The sequence below is a fragment of the Enterobacter sp. AG326 genome, from assembly GCF_004362415.1.
GTDB classification, from domain to species: domain Bacteria; phylum Pseudomonadota; class Gammaproteobacteria; order Enterobacterales; family Enterobacteriaceae; genus Enterobacter; species Enterobacter asburiae.
The window spans coordinates 116,515-136,909 of record NZ_SNXG01000007.1 but is presented as its reverse complement, the minus strand read 5'-3'; the positions used below and the strand labels follow the sequence as shown (position 1 = coordinate 136,909).

Annotated in this window: 20 protein-coding genes; 17 read left to right on the top strand and 3 right to left on the bottom strand. The window is 57.7% G+C overall.

From position 1 onward, the window contains the following. The first annotated feature begins 93 nt into the window (after positions 1-93). Both DFO52_RS18990 and livJ read left to right on the top strand, forming a co-directional pair. Entirely contained in the window at positions 94-1,359 is a 1,266-nt protein-coding gene (locus tag DFO52_RS18990; protein ID WP_133550983.1) for a 4-aminobutyrate--2-oxoglutarate transaminase, read from the top strand. A 197-nt stretch (positions 1,360-1,556) separates the two neighbouring features. Next, complete coding sequence (gene livJ / locus DFO52_RS18985; protein WP_072163886.1) at positions 1,557-2,657, top strand: branched chain amino acid ABC transporter substrate-binding protein LivJ; 1,101 nt, start codon at positions 1,557-1,559, stop codon at positions 2,655-2,657. 177 nt (positions 2,658-2,834) lie between these two features. Here livJ and panM read toward each other — a convergent pair whose 3' ends face one another. Continuing rightward, positions 2,835-3,218, bottom strand: a complete 384-nt coding sequence (panM, locus tag DFO52_RS18980; protein ID WP_133550982.1) for an aspartate 1-decarboxylase autocleavage activator PanM — start codon at positions 3,216-3,218, stop codon at positions 2,835-2,837. Positions 3,219-3,642: 424 nt separating this feature from the next. Between panM and livK the strand changes: the two genes are divergently transcribed. The 10 genes from livK to ugpQ all read left to right on the top strand — a co-directional run bounded on the left by livK (position 3,643) and on the right by ugpQ (position 13,724). Further along, a complete protein-coding gene (livK, locus tag DFO52_RS18970; RefSeq protein ID WP_029741814.1) occupies positions 3,643-4,752 on the top strand; it encodes a high-affinity branched-chain amino acid ABC transporter substrate-binding protein LivK in 1,110 nt (369 codons plus the stop codon). Positions 4,753-4,798: 46 nt separating this feature from the next. Beyond that, positions 4,799-5,725, top strand: coding sequence for a high-affinity branched-chain amino acid ABC transporter permease LivH (livH, locus tag DFO52_RS18965; RefSeq protein WP_008500099.1), 927 nt, complete (start codon positions 4,799-4,801; stop codon positions 5,723-5,725). Continuing rightward, a complete protein-coding gene (gene livM / locus DFO52_RS18960; protein ID WP_023310023.1) occupies positions 5,722-6,999 on the top strand; it encodes a branched chain amino acid ABC transporter permease LivM in 1,278 nt (425 codons plus the stop codon). The genes livH and livM overlap by 4 nt, the downstream gene beginning before the upstream one ends. Beyond that, positions 6,996-7,763 carry a high-affinity branched-chain amino acid ABC transporter ATP-binding protein LivG gene (gene livG, locus DFO52_RS18955; protein ID WP_133550981.1) on the top strand — a complete coding sequence of 256 codons (768 nt, stop codon included), beginning with the start codon at positions 6,996-6,998 and terminating at the stop codon, positions 7,761-7,763. Before livM ends, livG begins: the two co-directional genes overlap by 4 nt. Position 7,764: 1 nt before the next feature. Next, positions 7,765-8,478: a high-affinity branched-chain amino acid ABC transporter ATP-binding protein LivF gene (gene livF / locus DFO52_RS18950; RefSeq protein WP_008500102.1), complete on the top strand. Its 714-nt coding sequence runs from the start codon at positions 7,765-7,767 to the stop codon at positions 8,476-8,478. 257 nt (positions 8,479-8,735) lie between these two features. Continuing rightward, entirely contained in the window at positions 8,736-10,052 is a 1,317-nt protein-coding gene (gene ugpB / locus DFO52_RS18945; protein WP_023310025.1) for a sn-glycerol-3-phosphate ABC transporter substrate-binding protein UgpB, read from the top strand. 127 nt (positions 10,053-10,179) lie between these two features. Then, the gene (ugpA, locus tag DFO52_RS18940; protein ID WP_023310026.1) at positions 10,180-11,067 is read left to right on the top strand and encodes a sn-glycerol-3-phosphate ABC transporter permease UgpA; all 888 of its coding nucleotides are present in this window, start codon (positions 10,180-10,182) and stop codon (positions 11,065-11,067) included. Beyond that, a complete protein-coding gene (ugpE, locus tag DFO52_RS18935; protein ID WP_013099125.1) occupies positions 11,064-11,909 on the top strand; it encodes a sn-glycerol-3-phosphate ABC transporter permease UgpE in 846 nt (281 codons plus the stop codon). Before ugpA ends, ugpE begins: the two co-directional genes overlap by 4 nt. A 1-nt stretch (position 11,910) precedes the next feature. Further along, positions 11,911-12,981, top strand: a complete 1,071-nt coding sequence (locus DFO52_RS18930) for a sn-glycerol-3-phosphate import ATP-binding protein UgpC (RefSeq protein ID WP_029742187.1) — start codon at positions 11,911-11,913, stop codon at positions 12,979-12,981. After that, positions 12,978-13,724, top strand: coding sequence for a glycerophosphodiester phosphodiesterase (ugpQ, locus tag DFO52_RS18925; RefSeq protein ID WP_133550980.1), 747 nt, complete (start codon positions 12,978-12,980; stop codon positions 13,722-13,724). Before DFO52_RS18930 ends, ugpQ begins: the two co-directional genes overlap by 4 nt. Here the strand turns inward: ugpQ and DFO52_RS18920 are convergent. Beyond that, positions 13,708-14,085 carry a DUF2756 family protein gene (locus tag DFO52_RS18920; protein ID WP_029742185.1) on the bottom strand — a complete coding sequence of 126 codons (378 nt, stop codon included), beginning with the start codon at positions 14,083-14,085 and terminating at the stop codon, positions 13,708-13,710. The two genes, ugpQ and DFO52_RS18920, sit on opposite strands and share 17 nt — an antisense overlap. 123 nt (positions 14,086-14,208) lie before the next feature. Between DFO52_RS18920 and ggt the strand changes: the two genes are divergently transcribed. Beyond that, entirely contained in the window at positions 14,209-15,954 is a 1,746-nt protein-coding gene (gene ggt / locus DFO52_RS18915; protein ID WP_208110477.1) for a gamma-glutamyltransferase, read from the top strand. Positions 15,955-16,042: 88 nt separating this feature from the next. Here the strand turns inward: ggt and yhhY are convergent, their stop codons facing one another. After that, positions 16,043-16,531, bottom strand: coding sequence for an N-acetyltransferase (gene yhhY / locus DFO52_RS18910; RefSeq protein WP_059347299.1), 489 nt, complete (start codon positions 16,529-16,531; stop codon positions 16,043-16,045). Between the two features lie 256 nt (positions 16,532-16,787). On the opposite strand from yhhY, the gene DFO52_RS18905 reads away from it, so the two are divergent. The 4 genes from DFO52_RS18905 to gntK all read left to right on the top strand — a co-directional run bounded on the left by DFO52_RS18905 (position 16,788) and on the right by gntK (position 20,395). Then, positions 16,788-17,825 (top strand): oxidoreductase, encoded by a 1,038-nt coding sequence (locus DFO52_RS18905; protein WP_133550979.1) that lies wholly within the window; start codon positions 16,788-16,790, stop codon positions 17,823-17,825. A 123-nt stretch (positions 17,826-17,948) separates the two neighbouring features. Further along, positions 17,949-18,644 (top strand): pirin family protein, encoded by a 696-nt coding sequence (locus tag DFO52_RS18900; RefSeq protein ID WP_003861565.1) that lies wholly within the window; start codon positions 17,949-17,951, stop codon positions 18,642-18,644. A 101-nt stretch (positions 18,645-18,745) separates the two neighbouring features. Beyond that, on the top strand, positions 18,746-19,741 hold the full coding sequence (gene gntR / locus DFO52_RS18895) for a gluconate operon transcriptional repressor GntR (protein ID WP_021242747.1): 996 nt from the start codon (positions 18,746-18,748) through the stop codon (positions 19,739-19,741). A gap of 126 nt (positions 19,742-19,867) precedes the next feature. Next, positions 19,868-20,395, top strand: a complete 528-nt coding sequence (gene gntK, locus DFO52_RS18890; RefSeq protein ID WP_008503362.1) for a gluconokinase — start codon at positions 19,868-19,870, stop codon at positions 20,393-20,395.

The following is a 20,395-nucleotide window of genomic DNA, read 5'->3' as shown; positions in this document are numbered from 1 at the left end:
GTTTTGTTTTTTTAGCGCCCGCTCTGGCGAATTCCCTCCCCCTGGCAAACACTTACTGATGCGCTAAGCAGGCGACTTACTCAGGGGGACAGGGTGAAAAATAACGAACTGAACGACCGGCGTTTACAGGCGACGCCGCGCGGCATCGGCGTGATGTGTAACTTCTATGCCGATAAAGCTGAAAACGCCACCGTGTGGGACGTGGAAGGCAACGAGTACATCGACTTCGCCGCCGGGATCGCGGTGCTGAATACTGGCCATCGCCATCCAAAAGTCATTTCCGCCATTGAAAAACAGCTCCACGCGTTTACCCATACGGCGTACCAGATTGTGCCGTACGAAGGCTATGTGGCGCTTGCCGAGCGCATCAACCAGCGCGTGCCCGTTGACGGTCCCGCCAAGACAGCCTTCTTCTCTACGGGGGCAGAGGCGGTCGAAAACGCGGTCAAAATTGCCCGGGCGTACACCAAACGTCCTGGCCTTATCACCTTTGGCGGCGCGTTCCACGGCCGCACCTTTATGACCATGGCGCTGACCGGCAAAGTTGCGCCGTACAAGATCGGCTTTGGCCCATTCCCCGGTTCGGTGTATCACGCGCAGTATCCGAATGAACTGCACGGCGTTAGCACGGCGGAAGCGTTGAAAAGCCTGGAACGAATCTTTAAAGCGGATATCGCTCCCGATCAGGTCGCGGCCATTATTCTCGAACCGGTTCAGGGCGAGGGCGGTTTCAACATTGCGCCAGCTGATTTTATGCAGGCGCTGCGCGCCCTGTGCGACACCCACGGTATTTTGCTGATTGCCGACGAGGTGCAAAGCGGCTTTGCCCGTACCGGCAAGCTGTTCTCGATGGAACATCACTGCGTGAAGCCCGATCTGATCACCATGGCGAAAAGCCTGGCGGGCGGAATGCCGCTTTCTGCGGTTTCTGGCCGTGCGGAGGTGATGGACGCACCCGCGCCTGGCGGGCTGGGCGGTACCTACGCCGGAAACCCGCTGGCGATTGCGGCGGCGCATGCCGTGCTCGACGTGATTGATGAAGAGGATCTCTGCACGCGCTCGGCGCATCTTGGCCATCACCTGGTGGAAGTGCTGAACAAGGCGAAGGAACACTGCCCGTATATCGCTGACATTCGCGCGCAGGGCTCGATGGTGGCGGTGGAGTTTAACGACCCGCAAACGGGTCAGCCTTCGCCGGAATTTACCCGCCAGGTGCAGGAGCGCGCGTTGCAGGAAGGGCTGCTCCTTCTGAGCTGCGGCGTCTATGGCAACGTCATTCGCTTCCTCTATCCGCTGACTATCCCTGAAGCGCAGTTCCGTAAAGCGCTGGACATTATCTCCGCGTCGCTGACACGTTAAAGCCACATGCCCGGCGAAAATCCCTGCCGGGCTTATCATATATTCATTTCAAATTAGCTATTCCAAAATCATAAAAATCGGGTATGTTTTAGCAGAGTATGCTGAAAAAGCGCGGACAGCACACCTATAACTGACATAAAGCGCTGTACAACAACATCACAACAATCGTAATAACCATAATAATGGGGAATCTCAGGATGAACATGAAGGGTAAAGCGTTACTGGCAGGATGTATCGCGTTGGCATTCAGCACCATGGCACAGGCAGACATCAAGGTGGCTGTGGTTGGCGCAATGTCCGGTCCGGTAGCACAGTACGGCGACCAGGAATTTACCGGCGCTGAGCAGGCGGTTGCAGACATTAATGCTAAGGGCGGTATCAAAGGCGAAAAACTGCAGATCGTAAAATATGATGATGCCTGTGACCCGAAACAAGCGGTCGCGGTCGCGAACAAAGTGGTGAACGACGGGATCAAATACGTTATCGGTCACCTGTGCTCCTCCTCTACCCAGCCGGCGTCTGACATCTACGAAGACGAAGGTATTCTGATGATTACCCCGGCAGCGACCGCACCGGAGCTGACCGCGCGCGGCTACAAGCTGACCCTGCGCACCACCGGCCTGGACTCTGACCAGGGCCCAACCGCGGCGAAATACATCGTTGAAAAAGTGAAGCCGAAGCGCATTGCTATCGTTCATGATAAGCAGCAGTACGGTGAAGGTCTGGCGCGTTCAGTGCAGGACAACCTCAAGAAAGCGAATGCTGACGTGGTGTTCTTCGACGGGATCACCGCCGGTGAGAAAGACTTCTCCACCCTGGTAGCGCGTCTGAAGAAAGAGAATATTGATTTCGTTTACTACGGTGGCTACCACCCGGAAATGGGCCAGATCCTGCGCCAGGCGCGCGCTGCGGGCCTGAAAACCCAGTTTATGGGCCCGGAAGGCGTGGCGAACGTTTCCCTGTCTAACATTGCGGGTGAATCAGCCGAAGGCCTGCTGGTGACCAAACCGAAGAACTACGACCAGGTCCCTGCGAACAAACCTATCGTGGATGCCATCAAGGCGAAGAAACAGGATCCAAGCGGCGCGTTCGTCTGGACCACCTACGCGGCGCTGCAGTCGCTGCAGGCGGGCCTGAACCAGTCAGCCGATCCGGCTGAGATTGCCACCTGGCTGAAAGCGAATACCGTCGAGACCGTCATGGGACCACTCTCCTGGGACGCGAAGGGCGACCTGAAGGGCTTCGAGTTCGGCGTGTTTGACTGGCATGCGAACGGCACGGCGACCGACGCCAAATAATTTTCCCGTCGCCTTTCGCGCCGCAGGTGCGTTGGCTGCGTTATTCAACCCCGGTCACTTACTTATGTAAGCTCCCGGGGATTTCATAACTTGCCGCCTTCCTGCAACACGAAATGCTTGGGAAAATGCGGCAGATAATGTAGGCCGGGTAAGGCGCAGCCGCCACCCGGCTTTCTTTTAGCGCTTCTCCCACCCGCTCCCCTGCGCCGTAAACCCTAACGCCTGCATAAACGCCGCCATCACGCCGCGGTCTTCCACGCCCACGTCAGCCATCCACCATGAGGTCACGCTCGGGTTTTCGCGGATCACTTCTTCAATTAAATACTGTCCCACACCGCGACGACGGGTGACGTCACGCACGCGCAGCGAGTCCAGCGCCCCTTCTGTACCGCTCAGGGTTACGCGAACCGCAGCCAGCAGGCGCTCGTTAAAACGCGCGGCATAAATGCGGTGGGTCTCATCAACGCGCAGCGACGAAGGGGAATATTCCGGCCAGATCTTGCCCAGGTCGATATGATCCTGGTCGCTAAAGGTCACCAGACGCACGATAGTCAGTTTCATTAGCTACTTGTCCAAATCAGATTGAGTAGGGGCAGTGTACTCAATTTATTCACTCAGCGGCTTCCTCTTTTTATTCTCATTAACCAGGTGATTAGTTTTTTGGCAACGCGATGGGCAGTTTGAAAACACATGGATCGAAAAATAAGCAGAATTTTAACCTGAACGGTAGTGATTTATTCGGCGCTTTGTACCGTTATTTTATGCTGCAAACTGCACTTTTATTTGTTTATCTCTGCCTGATTTCAGAATATTATCTTTGCTTAATCGCCTGAAAAATAGAGATTTTAGTCTGGTTTTTGACAAAAACCTGCGCTAAACCATTAAAGGTACTGGTAAAAATAGCGTTGTTCATTAAAAGTACAGAATGCTTTTTAACCATAATAAAACAAAATATAAACACGACATCACGAATGGGGATTCAGAGATGAAAAGGAACGCGAAGACGTTAATCGCGGGGATGGTCGCACTGTCGATCTCGCATGCCGCTATGGCAGACGACATTAAGGTTGCGGTAGTGGGGGCGATGTCCGGCCCTGTTGCCCAGTGGGGTGACATGGAGTTCAACGGCGCGCGCCAGGCCATCAAAGACATCAACGCCAAGGGCGGCATCAAAGGCGACAAGCTGGTGGGCGTGGAATATGACGATGCCTGCGATCCTAAACAGGCCGTCGCGGTCGCCAACAAAATCGTCAACGACGGTATCCAGTATGTGATCGGCCACCTGTGCTCATCCTCCACGCAGCCGGCGTCTGATATCTACGAAGACGAAGGCATTCTGATGATCACCCCAGGCGCAACGAATCCTGAGCTGACCCAGCGCGGCTATCAGCACATCATGCGTACCGCCGGTCTGGACTCCTCGCAGGGTCCCACCGCCGCCAAATACATCCTCGACACCGTTAAGCCACAGCGCATTGCCATTATTCATGACAAACAGCAGTACGGCGAAGGCCTGGCGCGCTCCGTGCAGGACGGCCTGAAAAAAGGCGGCGCGAACATCGTCTTCTTCGACGGCATTACCGCCGGTGAGAAAGACTTCTCCGCGCTGATTGCCCGTCTGCAAAAAGAGAACATCGACTTCGTTTACTACGGCGGCTACTACCCGGAAATGGGCCAGATGCTGCGTCAGGCGCGCGCCACCGGTCTGAAAACCCAGTTTATGGGGCCAGAGGGCGTGGGCAATGCCTCCCTGTCAAACATCGCGGGGGATTCTGCCGAAGGCATGCTGGTGACGATGCCAAAACGCTATGACCAGGATCCGGCCAACAAGGCTATCGTGGATGCGCTCAAGGCGCAGAAGAAAGATCCGAGTGGTCCGTACGTCTGGATCACCTACGCGGCCGTACAGTCTCTGGCCACCGCGCTGGATCGCTCCGGCAGCAAAGAGCCGCTGGATCTGGTGAAAGATTTAAAAGCGCACGGGGCGAATACCGTGATTGGGCCGCTGAACTGGGATGAGAAAGGCGATCTGAAGGGATTTGAGTTTGGTGTCTTTAAGTGGCACGCCGACGGTTCATCCTCGGCCGCCAAATAATTATCCCACCGCCCGGCATGACGGGCGGGTATAAAAAGGTTTGCATATGTCCGAGCAGTTTCTCTATTTCCTGCAGCAGATGTTTAACGGCGTTACGCTGGGAAGCACCTACGCGCTGATCGCCATCGGCTATACGATGGTTTACGGCATTATCGGCATGATCAACTTCGCCCACGGCGAGGTATACATGATCGGTAGCTACGTCTCCTTTATGATTATCGCCGCCCTGATGATGATGGGCATCGACAGCAGCTGGCTGCTGGTCGCCGCCGGGTTTGTCGGCGCGATTGTGATAGCCAGCGCCTACGGCTGGAGCATTGAGCGCGTGGCCTACCGGCCGGTGCGCAGCTCCAAGCGTCTGATTGCGCTGATTTCCGCGATCGGGATGTCGATCTTCCTGCAAAACTACGTCAGCCTGACCGAAGGTTCGCGCGACGTGGCGCTGCCAAGCCTGTTTAACGGCCAGTGGATTGTGGGGGCCAGCGAAAACTTCGCGGCCTCTATCACCACTATGCAGCTGGTTATCTGGGTGGTGACATTTATTGCGATGCTCGCCCTGACGCTGTTCATCCGCTACTCGCGTATGGGACGCGCCTGCCGCGCCTGCGCGGAAGACCTGAAGATGGCGAGTCTTCTCGGCATCAACACCGACCGCGTAATTGCCTTGACCTTCGTGATTGGCGCCGCGATGGCTGCCGTCGCAGGTGTCCTGCTCGGCCAGTTCTACGGCGTGATCAACCCGTACATCGGCTTTATGGCCGGGATGAAAGCCTTCACCGCGGCGGTTCTGGGCGGTATCGGCAGTATTCCGGGCGCGATGATCGGTGGCCTGATCCTGGGCGTGGCGGAAGCGCTCTCCTCGGCGTACCTGAGCACGGAGTATAAAGACGTGGTGTCGTTTGCCCTGCTGATTCTGGTTCTGCTGGTGATGCCTACCGGTATTCTGGGCCGTCCGGAGGTAGAGAAAGTATGAAACCGATGCATTTTGCAATGGCGCTGCTCTCTGCCGCCATGTTCTTCGTGCTGGCCAGCGTCTTTATGGGCGTCCAGCTTGAGCTGAATGGCACCAAACTGGTTGTTGATACCGCAGCTGACATCCGCTGGCAGTGGGTATTTATCGGTACGGCCGTGGTGTTCCTGTTCCAGCTGCTGCGTCCGCTGTTCCAGAAAACGCTGAAAAACGTCTCCGGGCCGAAATTCGTCCTGCCGGCAATCGACGGTTCTACCGTTAAGCAGAAGCTGTTCCTCGTGGCGCTGCTGGTGGCCGCCGTGGCGTGGCCGTTTGTGGTGTCTCGCGGCACCGTGGATATCGCCACTCTGACCATGATCTACGTGATTCTCGGCCTCGGTCTGAACGTGGTCGTGGGGCTTTCGGGCCTGCTGGTGCTGGGCTACGGCGGCTTCTACGCCATCGGCGCCTATACCTTCGCGCTGCTGAACCACTATTACGGTCTCGGCTTCTGGACCTGCCTGCCGCTGGCGGGGCTGGTCTCTGCCGCTGCAGGCTTCCTGCTTGGCTTCCCGGTGCTGCGCCTGCGCGGCGATTACCTGGCGATTGTGACCTTAGGCTTCGGCGAAATCGTCCGTATCCTGCTGCTCAACAACACCGAAGTGACCGGCGGCCCGAACGGCATCAGCCAGATCCCGAAACCGACCTTCTTCGGCCTGGAATTCAGCCGTACCGCCCGCGAAGGCGGCTGGGATACCTTCAGCAACTTCTTCGGCGTGAAGTATGACCCGTCCGACCGCGTGATCTGGCTCTATCTGGTGGCGCTGCTGCTGGTGGTGATTACCCTGTTCGTGATCAACCGTCTGCTGCGCATGCCGCTGGGCCGCGCGTGGGAAGCGCTGCGTGAAGATGAGATCGCCTGCCGCTCCCTGGGCCTGAACCCGACCCGCATCAAGCTGACCGCGTTCACCATCAGCGCCGCGTTTGCTGGTTTCGCCGGAACGCTGTTTGCCGCTCGTCAGGGCTTCGTTAGCCCGGAATCGTTCACCTTTGCCGAATCCGCCTTTGTGCTGGCAATTGTGGTGCTCGGTGGGATGGGCTCGCAGTTTGCGGTTATCCTCGCGGCCATCCTGCTGGTGGTCTCGCGCGAGCTGATGCGCGACTTTAACGAATACAGCATGCTGATGCTGGGTGGTTTGATGGTGCTGATGATGATCTGGCGTCCGCAGGGTCTGCTGCCGATGACCCGTCCACAGCTGAAGCTGAAGAACGGGCAAGCGAAAGGAGAGCAGGCATGAGTCAGCCATTATTATCCGTTAACGGCCTGATGATGCGTTTTGGCGGCCTGCTGGCGGTCAACAACGTGAATCTGGATCTGCACAAGAAAGAGATTGTCTCCCTGATTGGCCCGAACGGCGCGGGGAAAACCACGGTCTTTAACTGCCTGACCGGCTTCTACAAGCCGACGGGCGGCACCATCATGCTGCGCGACCATCATCTGGAAGGGCTGCCGGGTCAGCAGATTGCCCGCATGGGCGTGGTGCGCACCTTCCAGCATGTGCGTCTGTTCCGCGAGATGACGGTGATTGAGAACCTGCTGGTGGCACAGCATCAGCAGCTGAAAACCGGGCTGTTCTCCGGCCTGCTGAAAACACCGGCCTTCCGCCGCGCGCAGGATGAAGCGCTTGATCGCGCCGCCACCTGGCTCGACCGAATTGGTCTGCTGCAGCACGCCAACCGTCAGGCAAGTAACCTGGCCTACGGCGATCAGCGTCGCCTGGAGATTGTGCGCTGCATGGTGACGCAGCCGGAAATCCTGATGCTCGACGAACCGGCGGCAGGGCTCAACCCGAAAGAGACCAAAGAGCTGGACGAGCTGATTGCCGAGCTGCGCGACCATCACGACACCACCATCCTGCTGATTGAGCACGACATGAAGCTGGTGATGGGCATTTCGGACCGTATCTACGTGGTAAACCAGGGCACGCCGCTGGCAAACGGCACGCCGGAAGAGATCCGCAACAACCCGGACGTGATCCGCGCATACCTGGGTGAGGCATAAGATGGAAAAAGCGATGTTAACGTTCGACAAGGTCAATGCGCACTACGGCAAGATCCAGGCGCTGCACGACGTCAGCCTGCATATCAATCAGGGGGAAATCGTCACCCTGATTGGCGCCAACGGCGCGGGCAAAACCACGCTGCTCGGCACCCTGTGCGGCGACCCGCGCGCCACCAGCGGGCGGATTGTGTTCGATGGTAAAGACATTACCGACTGGCAGACGGCCAGAATCATGCGCGAGGCGGTGGCGATTGTTCCGGAAGGGCGCCGCGTCTTCTCCCGCATGACGGTGGAAGAGAACCTGGCAATGGGCGGGTTCTTCGCCCACCGCGATGAATACCAGACCCGCATCAAGTGGGTGTACGAGCTTTTCCCGCGCCTGTGGGAGCGCCGCATCCAGCGTGCGGGCACCATGTCCGGCGGTGAGCAGCAGATGCTGGCGATAGGCCGCGCGCTGATGAGCCAGCCGCGCCTGCTGCTGCTGGACGAGCCGTCGCTCGGTCTGGCGCCGATCATCATTCAGCAGATTTTCGACACTATTGAGCAGCTACGCAAAGAGGGGATGACCATCTTCCTCGTCGAGCAGAACGCCAACCAGGCGCTGAAGCTCGCCGACCGCGGCTACGTGCTGGAGAACGGGCGGGTGGTGCTGGAGGATACCGGCGACGCGCTGCTGGCGAATGAAGCGGTGCGGAGCGCGTATCTGGGCGGATAGGTAAGAGCAAAAAGGCAACGCAAGTTGCCTTTTCTAGTGTTTTCTCCCTCTCCCTGTGGGAGAGGGTTGGGGTGAGGGCACCAGACGGCACCCAAACCACCCCCCAGCCCCCTTTCACACAACCATCATCCCCCTGACGCCTGGCTGTCACTTATCTGTAAACAAACAGTTATTTTTCTGTAATTCGAGCATGTCATGTTACCTCGCGAGCATAAAACGCGTGATATCGCGCATCCGGCACAATAAGAGAGATGACAATGACATCGTTACGACACACAGCTTTGGGTCTGGCACTGGGTCTGGCTTTTGCGACGAACGCAATGGCTGTGACCACCATTCCGTTCTGGCATTCCATGGAAGGGGAGTTGGGTAAAGAAGTTGACTCCCTGGCGCAGCGTTTCAACGACACCCATCCGGATTACAAAATTGTGCCGGTGTACAAAGGCAACTACGAGCAGAGCCTGAGCGCGGGCATCGCCGCCTTCCGTACCGGCAACGCGCCGGCCCTGTTACAGGTTTATGAAGTGGGTACCGCCACCATGATGGCCTCTAAAGCCATCAAACCGGTCTATGAAGTGTTCAAAGAAGCGGGCATCAACTTCGATGAGTCGCAGTTCGTGCCGACCGTAGCGGGTTACTACACCGATTCCAAAACCGGCCATCTGCTGTCCCAGCCGTTTAACAGCTCCACGCCGGTGCTCTACTACAACAAAGACGCCTTCAAAAAAGCCGGTTTAGACCCGGAGCAGCCGCCAAAAACCTGGCAGGACCTGGCGGAGTACACCGCGAAGCTGAAAGCGGCGGGGATGAAGTGCGGCTACGCCAGCGGCTGGCAGGGCTGGATCCAGATTGAAAACTTCAGCGCCTGGCACGGCCTGCCGGTGGCGACCAAAAACAACGGCTTCGACGGCACCGATGCGGTACTGGAGTTCAACAAGCCGGAGCAGGTGAAGCACATCGCGCTGCTTGCCGATCTGAACAAGAAGGGCGACTTCAGCTACTTCGGGCGTAAAGACGAATCCACCGAGAAGTTCTACAACGGCGACTGCGCCATTACCACCGCCTCGTCCGGCTCGCTGGCGGATATCCGTCACTACGCCAAATTCAACTACGGCGTGGGCATGATGCCGTACGACGCTGATGTGAAGGGCGCGCCGCAGAACGCCATTATCGGCGGGGCGAGCCTGTGGGTGATGCAGGGTAAAGACAAGGGCACCTACAAAGGCGTAGCCGAGTTCCTCGACTTCCTGGCGAAGCCGGAAAACGCTGCCGAATGGCACCAGAAGACCGGCTACCTGCCGATCACCAAAGCCGCGTACGATCTGACCCGCGAGCAGGGCTTCTACAGCAAGAACCCGGGCGCGGACATCGCGACGCGTCAGATGCTGAACAAGCCGCCGTTGCCGTTCACCAAGGGCCTGCGTCTGGGCAACATGCCGCAGATCCGCACCATCGTGGATGAAGAGCTGGAAAGCGTGTGGACCGGTAAGAAAACGCCACAGCAGGCGCTGGACTCTGCGGTAGAGCGCGGGAATCAGCTGCTGCGCCGCTTTGAGCAGTCGACCAAATCGTAAGTCAAACCTGCCCCTCACCCTAACCCTCTCCCCATAGGGGAGAGGGGACTGCGCGGAGCCGTCTTTTCTCCCTCGCCCCTTTGGGGAGAGGGCCGGGGTGAGGGGTGAATACCTACAGAGCAAACCTATGTCATCATCCCGTCCGGTGTTCCGTTCCCGCTGGCTGCCCTATCTTCTGGTCGCGCCGCAGCTGGTCATCACCGTTATCTTCTTTATCTGGCCTGCGGGCGAAGCGCTTTGGTACTCGGTACAAAGCGTCGACCCGTTCGGGCTCTCCAGCCAGTTTGTTGGCCTGGACAACTTTACCGCGCTGTTCCATGACAGCTACTACCTGGACTCCTTCTGGACGACGATGAAGTTCAGCGCGCTGGTGACCGTCAGCGGTCTGGTTGCCTCGCTGTTTTTCGCCGCGCTGGTGGACTACGTGGTGCGCGGCAGCCGTATTTATCAGACCCTGATGCTGCTGCCTTACGCCGTGGCTCCCGCCGTCGCCGCCGTGCTGTGGATCTTCCTGTTTAACCCGGGGCGCGGATTGATTACCCACTTCCTGGCCGAACTGGGCTACGACTGGAACCATGCCCAGAACAGCGGTCAGGCGATGTTCCTGGTGGTGTTCGCCTCGGTGTGGAAGCAGATCAGCTACAACTTCCTGTTCTTCTTTGCCGCGCTGCAGTCCATTCCGCGCTCGCTGGTGGAAGCCGCGGCAATTGACGGCGCAGGGCCCATTCGTCGTTTCTTCAGGCTGTCGCTGCCGCTGATCGCCCCGGTGAGTTTCTTCCTGCTGGTGGTTAACCTCGTGTACGCCTTCTTCGACACCTTCCCGGTGATCGACGCGGCGACCGCAGGCGGCCCGGTGCAGGCGACCACGACGCTTATCTATAAGATCTATCGCGAAGGCTTCGCCGGTCTGGATCTCTCGGCCTCTGCCGCGCAGTCCGTCGTGCTGATGTTCCTCGTCATCATCCTCACGGTGGTGCAGTTCCGCTATGTCGAAAGTAAGGTGCGCTACCAATGATTGAGAACCGTCGCGGGCTGACGATTTTCAGCCATACCATGCTGATTTTAGGGATTATCGTCATCCTCTTCCCGCTGTACGTGGCGTTTGTTGCCGCCACGCTGGACACCAAAGCGGTGTTCGACACGCCGATGACGCTGATCCCAGGCACACATCTTTTCGAGAACATGAAGACCATCTGGACCCAGGGCGTGGGTGCCAACAGCGCGCCGTTCTGGCTGATGATGCTCAACAGCTTCATCATGGCGTTTGGCATTACGGTCGGCAAAATTACGGTGTCGATGCTTTCTGCCTTCGCCATCGTCTGGTTCCGCTTTCCGCTGCGTAACCTCTTCTTCTGGATGATTTTTATCACCCTGATGCTGCCGGTGGAAGTACGTATCTTCCCGACGGTGGAGGTGATCGCCAACCTGAAGATGCTCGACAGCTATGCGGGCTTAACCCTGCCGCTGATGGCCTCGGCGACCGCCACCTTCCTGTTCCGCCAGTTCTTTATGACTCTGCCGGACGAGCTGATTGAAGCGGCGCGCATCGACGGTGCGTCGCCGATGCGCTTCTTCCGCGACATCGTGCTGCCGCTGTCGAAAACCAACCTTGCGGCGCTGTTTGTGATCACCTTTATCTACGGCTGGAACCAGTACCTGTGGCCGCTGCTGATTATTCAGGACGTCAACCTCGGCACCGCCGTGGCGGGTATCAAAGGCATGATCGCCACCGGCGAAGGCACCACCCTCTGGAACCAGGTGATGGCGGCGATGCTGCTCACCCTTATCCCACCCGTAGTCATTGTTTTAGCCATGCAGCGTGCGTTTGTCCGCGGCCTGGTCGATAGCGAGAAATAAGATGGCAGGTTTAAAACTTCAGGCAGTAACCAAAAGCTGGGACGGCAAAACCCAGGTGATTCAGCCGCTGACGCTCGACGTGGCGGACGGGGAATTTATCGTGATGGTTGGCCCGTCCGGCTGCGGCAAATCCACCCTGCTGCGCATGGTGGCGGGGCTGGAGCGCGTGACCTCCGGGGATATCTGGATTGACCGCCAGCGCGTCACCGAGATGGAGCCGAAAGACAGAGGCATTGCGATGGTGTTCCAGAACTACGCCCTCTATCCGCACATGAGCGTGGAAGAGAACATGGCCTGGGGGCTGAAAATCCGCGGCATGGGCAAAGGCCATATCGACGAGCGGGTGAAGGAGGCGGCGCGCATTCTCGAGCTGGACGGCCTGCTGAAGCGCCGCCCGCGCGAGCTTTCCGGCGGCCAGCGCCAGCGCGTGGCGATGGGGCGCGCCATCGTGCGCGATCCGGCGGTATTCCTGTTCGACGAGCCGCTGTCTAACCTCGACGCCAAACTGCGCGTACAGATGCGTCTTGAGCTGCAGCAGCTGCACCGTCGTCTGAAAACCACCTCTCTGTACGTGACCCACGATCAGGTCGAAGCCATGACCCTCGCCCAGCGCGTAATGGTGATGAACAAAGGCATCGCCGAGCAGATTGGCACCCCGGTGGAAGTGTACGAGAAACCGGCCACCCGCTTTGTGGCGAGCTTTATCGGCAGCCCGGCAATGAACCTGCTCGAAGGGCGTATCAGCAGCGCGGGCACGCATTTTGAGCTGGAAAGCGGGATGGCGTTGCCGATCAACTGGTACTATCGTGGCTACGCCGGGCGTAAGATGACGCTCGGTATCCGCCCGGAGCATATCGTTTTAACCTCTCAGGCGGACGGCGGCGTGCCGCTGGTGATGGACACGCTGGAGATGTTGGGTGCAGATAACCTGGCGCACGGGCGCTGGGGCGAACAAAAAATGGTGGTGCGCCTGGCGCATCAGGAGCGTCCGAAAGCAGGCAGCACGCTGTGGCTGCACCTGCCGGAAAACCATCTGCACCTGTTTGACGGTGAAACAGGACAACGAGTATGAGCAACTGGCCTTATCCCCACGTCGTCGCCCACCGGGGCGGCGGTAAGCTGGCGCCGGAGAACACCCTGGCGGCAATTGACGTCGGCGCGCGCTACGGTCACACGATGATCGAGTTCGACGCCAAGCTGTCGAAAGACGGCGAAATTTTCCTGCTGCATGACGATAATCTCGAACGCACCAGCAACGGCTGGGGCGTGGCGGGTGAACTGCCGTGGCGCGATCTGCTGAAGGTGGACGCAGGAAGCTGGTACAGCGGCGAATTCAAAGGCGAACCGCTGCCGCTGCTGGCGGAAGTGGCCGATCGCTGTCGCCAGCACGGCATGATGGCCAATATCGAAATCAAACCGACCACCGGCACCGGGCCGCTGACGGGCAAAGTCATTGCCCTGGCCGCGCGCGAGCTGTGGGAAGGGATGACCGCGCCGCTGCTGTCATCATTTGAAATCGATGCGTTGGAGGCCGCACAGGCGGCCGTACCGGAGCTACCGCGCGGGCTGCTGCTTGACGAGTGGCGCGAGGACTGGCGCGAGCTGACGGGACGCTTAGCGTGCGTCTCTATCCATCTCAACCACAGGCTGCTGGATGAGGCGCGGGTGAAGATGCTGAAGGACGCGGGTCTGCATATTCTGGTCTACACGGTTAACAAACCCCAGCGCGCAGCCGAACTGCTGCGCTGGGGCGTGGACAGCATCTGTACCGATGCAATCGACCTGATCGGCCCGAACTTTAGTTCTGCGGATTAAGCATACTGCCATTCGACTGCGGCGGCAGCATGTGCTGCTGTCCGCTGCCTGACGACGTCATTCCCCCTAACATCCCGCCGTTTTTATTCGGCAGCGGCTGCTCGCGCATCTGCCCCTGCTGCACGCGCTGGGTGTTGGCGTTCATCTGATTTTGCAGGCTTTGCTGCTGCATCTGGGTCTGCGTTTTAAGCTGCTGGTTAAGCATCCCTTTCTGCTGCTGTTGCTGGCTCATCATCTCCGTCTGCATGCGCTGCTGGCTCGGGATAACGTAACCCTGCTGGTTCGGGTTGTTCATGGTGTTAAGCGGCTGTGCGAGCGCGGCAAACGGGATCAGCGCCGTAAGAATCAATAAGCGTTTCATTGTCATTTCCTCCTTTTGAGGTCTCTCTTAAGTTTACCCTGATTTCACCATGACGATGATTTTTTAGGAGTTGTGAACCAGGCTTAAGCGGGGAATATGGACCCTATCACCTGGAGAACAATAATGATGAAACCAACGTTTTTGCGCTGGGTCGCCATCGCCGCGCTGATGGCAGGCGGTACATTTAGCGTGGCGGCCAACCCGCCAGCGGCGCCTCCGGTCTCTTACGGCGTGGAGGAAGATGTTTTTCATCCCGTGCGGGCAACCCATGGCATGGTGGCGTCAGTGGATGCGCTGGCAACAAAAGTGGGCGTCGATATTCTCAGGCAGGGCGGTAACGCGGTGGATGCAGCGGTCGCCGTCGGCTATGCGCTGGCGGTAACGCATCCGCAGGCGGGGAACCTGGGCGGCGGCGGCTTTATGATGCTGCGCACCAAAGACGGCAAAACGACGGCCATCGACTTCCGCGAGATGGCGCCTTCCCAGGCGTCCCGCGATATGTTCCTCGACGACCAGGGTAACCCTGACAGCAAAAAATCCCTGACCTCGCATCTCGCCACCGGCACGCCGGGCACCGTTGCGGGCTTCTCGCTGGCGCTGGTGAAATACGGCACGATGCCGCTGAACAAGGTGGTGCAGCCAGCCATCAAGCTGGCGCGCGACGGCTTTGTGGTAAACGATGCGCTGGCGGACGACCTCAAGACCTACGGCAGCGAAGTCATTCCGAATCACGAAAACAGCAAGGCCATCTTCTGGAAAGACGGTGAGCCGCTGAAGAAGGGCGACAGGCTGGTGCAGAAGAACCTCGCCAAAAGCCTGGAGCTGATTGCGGAGCACGGTCCGGACGCCTTCTACAAAGGGGCAATTGCCGACCAGATTGCCGAAGAGATGAAGAAGAACGGCGGGCTCATCACCAAAGCGGATCTGGCGGAATACAAGGCGGTGGAGCGCGAGCCGATTAGCGGCACCTATCGCGGATACGAGGTCTTCTCCATGCCGCCGCCGTCCTCCGGTGGGATCCACATCGTGCAGATCCTCAATATTCTTGAAAACTTCGACATGCACAAGTTCGGCTTCGGCAGCGCGGACGCCATGCAGGTGATGGCGGAAGCGGAAAAACGCGCCTACGCCGACCGGTCGGAATATCTCGGCGATCCGGACTTCGTGAAGGTGCCGTGGCAGGCGCTGACCAACAAGGCGTATGCCAAATCCATTGCCGATCAGATCGACATCAACAAGGCCAAACCGTCGAGCGAGATCCGTCCCGGCAAGCTGGCGCCGTACGAAAGCAACCAGACCACTCACTTCTCGGTGGTGGATAAAGACGGTAACGCGGTGGCGGTGACGTACACGCTCAACACCACCTTCGGCACCGGGATTGTGGCGGGCAACAGCGGCATTCTGCTGAACAACGAGATGGATGACTTCTCTGCCAAACCGGGCGTGCCGAACGTCTACGGGCTGGTGGGCGGCGATGCGAATGCGGTAGGGCCGAAGAAACGTCCGCTGTCGTCTATGTCGCCCACCATTGTCGTGAAAGACGGGAAAACCTGGCTGGTAACCGGCAGCCCTGGCGGCAGCCGTATTATCACTACCGTGCTGCAGATGGTGGTGAACAGCATCGACTTTGGCATGAACGTCGCCGAAGCGACCAACGCTCCGCGTTTCCACCACCAGTGGCTGCCGGACGAGCTGCGCGTGGAGAAGGGCTTTAGCCCGGACACCATTAAGCTGCTTGAACAGCGCGGGCAGAAGGTGGCGGTGAAGGAGGCGATGGGTAGCACCCAGAGTATTATGGTCGGGCCGGACGGGGCGCTGTTTGGCGCGTCGGACCCGCGGTCGGTGGATGATTTATCGGCGGGGTATTAATGGTTTGCCGGGTGGCGGCTTCGCCTTACCCGGTCTACGTTTTTCATTCCCTCTCCCTGTGGGAGAGGGTTAGGGTGAGGGCAACAAACTACTTCATTCGCGCCATATAATACGCATCTACATACTCGCCGTTGCGCAGGGCATAGCGTTTGCCGGTGCCTTCAATTTCGAACCCGTGTTTTTTGTACACCGCAATTGCCGGTTCGTTATCGACAAATACCGTCAGCTCAATGCGGTCAACGCGCAGCCAGTTATCGCACATATCAATCATGGTGCGCATAAGAGCGCTGGCAACGCCCCGGTTTTGCCACTGCGCGCCGACACAAATCCCAAAATCAGCCACATGGCTGCGGCGCGGGCGTTGCGCGACGACGATGCACAGATGGCCAGCTACATGACCGTTTATGCAGGCGACGAGCTGCTTGATGCCGGGCTGGTCGGATAGCCGTTCTTGCCACATTTGCTCAGAGGGATGAGGAACCTGTAGCGTGTTGTGGTACACCTCTGGCTGGGCGTGGATCTGACGAATGGCGTCATAATCTTTCGGTTCCGCATGGCGTATCACTATCTCACTCATTCCTTATTCCTCAGTCAGTTAAACGTCCCTTTCAACATCAATGACTTTAAAATTTGAGTCAACCGCTATTTTTTGCAAAAAGTATTGGACAAGTGCGAATGAGAATGATTATTATTGCTCTGCATTCAGGAAGACCGCTACGGGAACCTGAAAGCACGACATTGCTCACATTGCTTCCAGTATTACTTTAGCCAGCTTTTAGCTGGCTTTTTTTTTGTTATGGTTAGACTCAGTAACCTTCCAAAAGGACTGAGCCATGACACTACATTGCGCATTTATTGGATTTGGTAAAAGTACGACCCGCTACCACCTGCCGTATGTTCTCAACCGTAAAGACAGCTGGCACGTCGCGCACATCTTCCGCCGCCGCGCGAAGCCGGAAGAGCAATCCCCGCAGTATTCCCATATCCATTTCACCAGCGATCTTGATGAAGTACTTAACGACCCGCAGGTCAAACTGGTTGTCGTCTGCACCCACGCCGACAGCCATTTTGACTATGCGAAACGCGCGCTGGAAGCGGGCAAAAACGTGCTGGTGGAAAAACCGTTCACCCCGACCATCGCCGAAGCAAAAGAGCTGTTCGCGCTGGCGAAAAGCAAAGGCCTGACCGTTACGCCGTATCAGAACCGTCGCTTTGACAGCTGCTTCCTGACGGCGAAAAAGGCGATTGAAAGCGGCAGGCTGGGCGACATTGTGGAAATTGAAAGCCACTTCGATTACTACCGTCCGGTAGCGGAAACCCAACCCGGCCTGCCGCAGGACGGCTCGTTCTATGGCCTGGGCGTGCATACCATGGACCAGATCATCTCCCTGTTTGGCCGACCGGATCATGTCGCATACGACATCCGCAGCCTGCGTAATAAAGCCAACCCGGACGACACTTTTGAAGCGCAGCTGTTCTACGGCGACCTGAAAGCCATCGTCAAAACCAGCCATCTGGTGAAAATCGACTATCCGAAATTTATCGTTCACGGCACCCGCGGCTCGTTCATCAAGTACGGCATCGACCAGCAGGAGACCAGCCTGAAGGCCAACATCATGCCAGGTGAGCCGGGCTTTGCGGCGGATGATTCCTTGGGCGTGCTGGAGTACGTAAACGATGAGGGCGTGACGGTCAGGGAAGAGTTGAAGCCGGAAACCGGTGACTATGGCCGCGTCTACGATGCGCTGTATGAAACTCTCACAAACGGCGCGCCGAATTACGTCAAGGAAACTGACGTTCTGACCAACCTGGAAATCCTCGAACGGGCCTTCGAGCAGGCTTCTCCTGCCACGGTAACCCTCGCGAAATAAGCAAAAACGGCTCCTCTGCGCTTGTTCATAATTTTTGAACAGAGGAGTCAATTTTCACCCTCTATGATCCCAGGCGGTTTGCGTCCACACTTACTCCATCGAAACGAACTGAGGGTGAAAACAATGATCTACTTACGCAAAGCAAACGAACGTGGTCACGCGAATCATGGCTGGCTGGACTCATGGCATTCATTCTCGTTTGCCGACTACTACGACCCAAACTTCATGGGCTTCTCCGCGCTGCGCGTGATTAACGACGACGTGATTGATGCAGGCCAGGGCTTCGGTACCCACCCGCACAAAGACATGGAAATCCTGACCTATGTGCTGGAAGGGGCGGTTGAGCACCAGGACAGCATGGGCAACAAAGAGCAGGTTCCGGCGGGCGAGTTCCAGATTATGAGCGCGGGTACCGGGGTGCGTCACTCCGAGTACAACCCGAGCAAAACGGAAAAACTGCACCTGTATCAAATCTGGATCATTCCAGAAGAGACCGGCATCACGCCGCGCTACGAGCAGCGCCGCTTCGACGCAAAACAGGGCAAACAGCTGGTGCTGTCCCCGGATGCGCGTGAAGGTTCCCTGAAGGTGCATCAGGATATGGAGCTGTACCGCTGGGCGCTGGCGAAAGACGAACAGTCTGTCCATCAGATTGCCGCCAACCGCCGCGTCTGGATCCAGGTGGTGAAAGGAGAAGTGTCCATCAACGGCACCAAAGCGACAACCGCCGATGGCCTGGCCGTCTGGGATGAGCAGGCGCTCTCCGTGCATGCCGACAGCGAAAGTGAAATTCTGCTGTTTGACCTGCCGCCGGTGTAATAAATCATAAATAAATGCCCATCCTTCCCTTTGACAGGGGAAGGATGGGCTTTGTCCGTGATAAACTGAGCAAATCTCTCACTTCAAGATTTCTCAGGACGATGAAAAAGAAACGCCCCGTACTTCAGGATGTCGCCGATCGCGTCGGTGTGACCAAAATGACGGTCAGCCGTTTTTTACGTAACCCGGAGCAGGTTTCCGTGGCGTTACGTGGCAAGATTGCCGCTGCCCTTGATGAACTGGGTTATATCCCCAACCGCGCGCCCGATATTCTCTCCAATGCGACCAGCCGTGCGGTGGGCGTCCTGCTTCCTTCCCTGACCAACCAGGTTTTCGCCGAAGTTTTGCGCGGCATTGAAAGCGTCACTGATGCTTTTGGCTATCAGACCATGCTCGCCCACTACGGGTACAAGCCGGAGCTGGAAGAAGAACGTCTTGAATCGATGCTTTCCTGGAACATCGACGGCCTGATTTTAACCGAACGTACCCACACTGCCCGCACGCTCAAAATGATCGAAGTGGCCGGTATCCCGGTGGTGGAGCTGATGGACAGCCAGTCGCCGTGCCTCGATATCGCCGTGGGGTTCGATAACTTCGAAGCGGCGCGCCAGATGACGGCGGCCATCATTGCCCGTGGGCATCGTCATATCGCCTATCTGGGTGCGCGTCTTGATGAACGTACTATCATCAAACAGAAGGGATACGAGCAGGCGATGCTCGACGCGAACTTAACCCCCTACAGCGTGATGGTGGAGCAGTCCTCTTCCTATACGTCGGGTATTGAGCTGATGCGTCAGGCACGACGCGAGTATCCGCAACTGGACGGTATTTTCTGCACCAACGATGACCTTGCGGTCGGCGCGGCGTTTGAGTGCCAGCGTCTGGGGCTCAAGATCCCGGATGATATGGCAATTGCCGGTTTCCACGGCCACGACATCGGCCAGGTGATGGAGCCGCGTCTGGCGAGCGTCCTGACCCCGCGTGAACGTATGGGCCGCATTGGCGCAGAACGCCTGCTGGCGCGCATTCGTGGCGAGACGGTTACCCCAAAAATGTTAGATTTAGGTTTCACCTTGTCACCGGGTGGATCTATTTGAACTGACAAATTTGAAGTAGCTCACACTTATTCACTTCGCGCACGTTTGGATATTGCTTCTCTTTTGCCCCGGCAGGACAATGTTACCGATAACTGTTACCCGTAACAATTGACTGAGGGACACCCTTTGAGCACGACTAATCACGATCACCACGTCTACGTCCTGATGGGCGTTTCCGGTAGCGGGAAATCAGCCGTAGCCAGCGAAGTGGCGCATCAACTCCAGGCTGCGTTCCTTGATGGCGACTTCCTCCATCCGCGCAGCAACATCATGAAAATGGCCTCCGGCGAGCCGCTGAACGACGACGACCGCAAACCGTGGTTGCAGGCGCTGAATGACGCCGCGTTCGCTATGCAGCGTACCAACAAAGTCTCCCTGATCGTCTGCTCTGCGCTGAAAAAAACCTACCGCGACCTGCTGCGCGACGGTAACCCGAACCTCTCTTTTATCTATCTGAAAGGGGATTTCGAGGTGATTGAAAGCCGTCTGAAGGCGCGTAAAGGTCACTTCTTCAAAACTCAGATGCTGGTGACGCAGTTCGAAGCGCTGCAGGAGCCGGGTGAAGACGAGAAAGACGTCTTAGTGGTTGATATCGATCAGTCACTGGAGGGTGTTGTTGCCAGCACCATCGAGGTCATTAATAAAAGGCAGTAA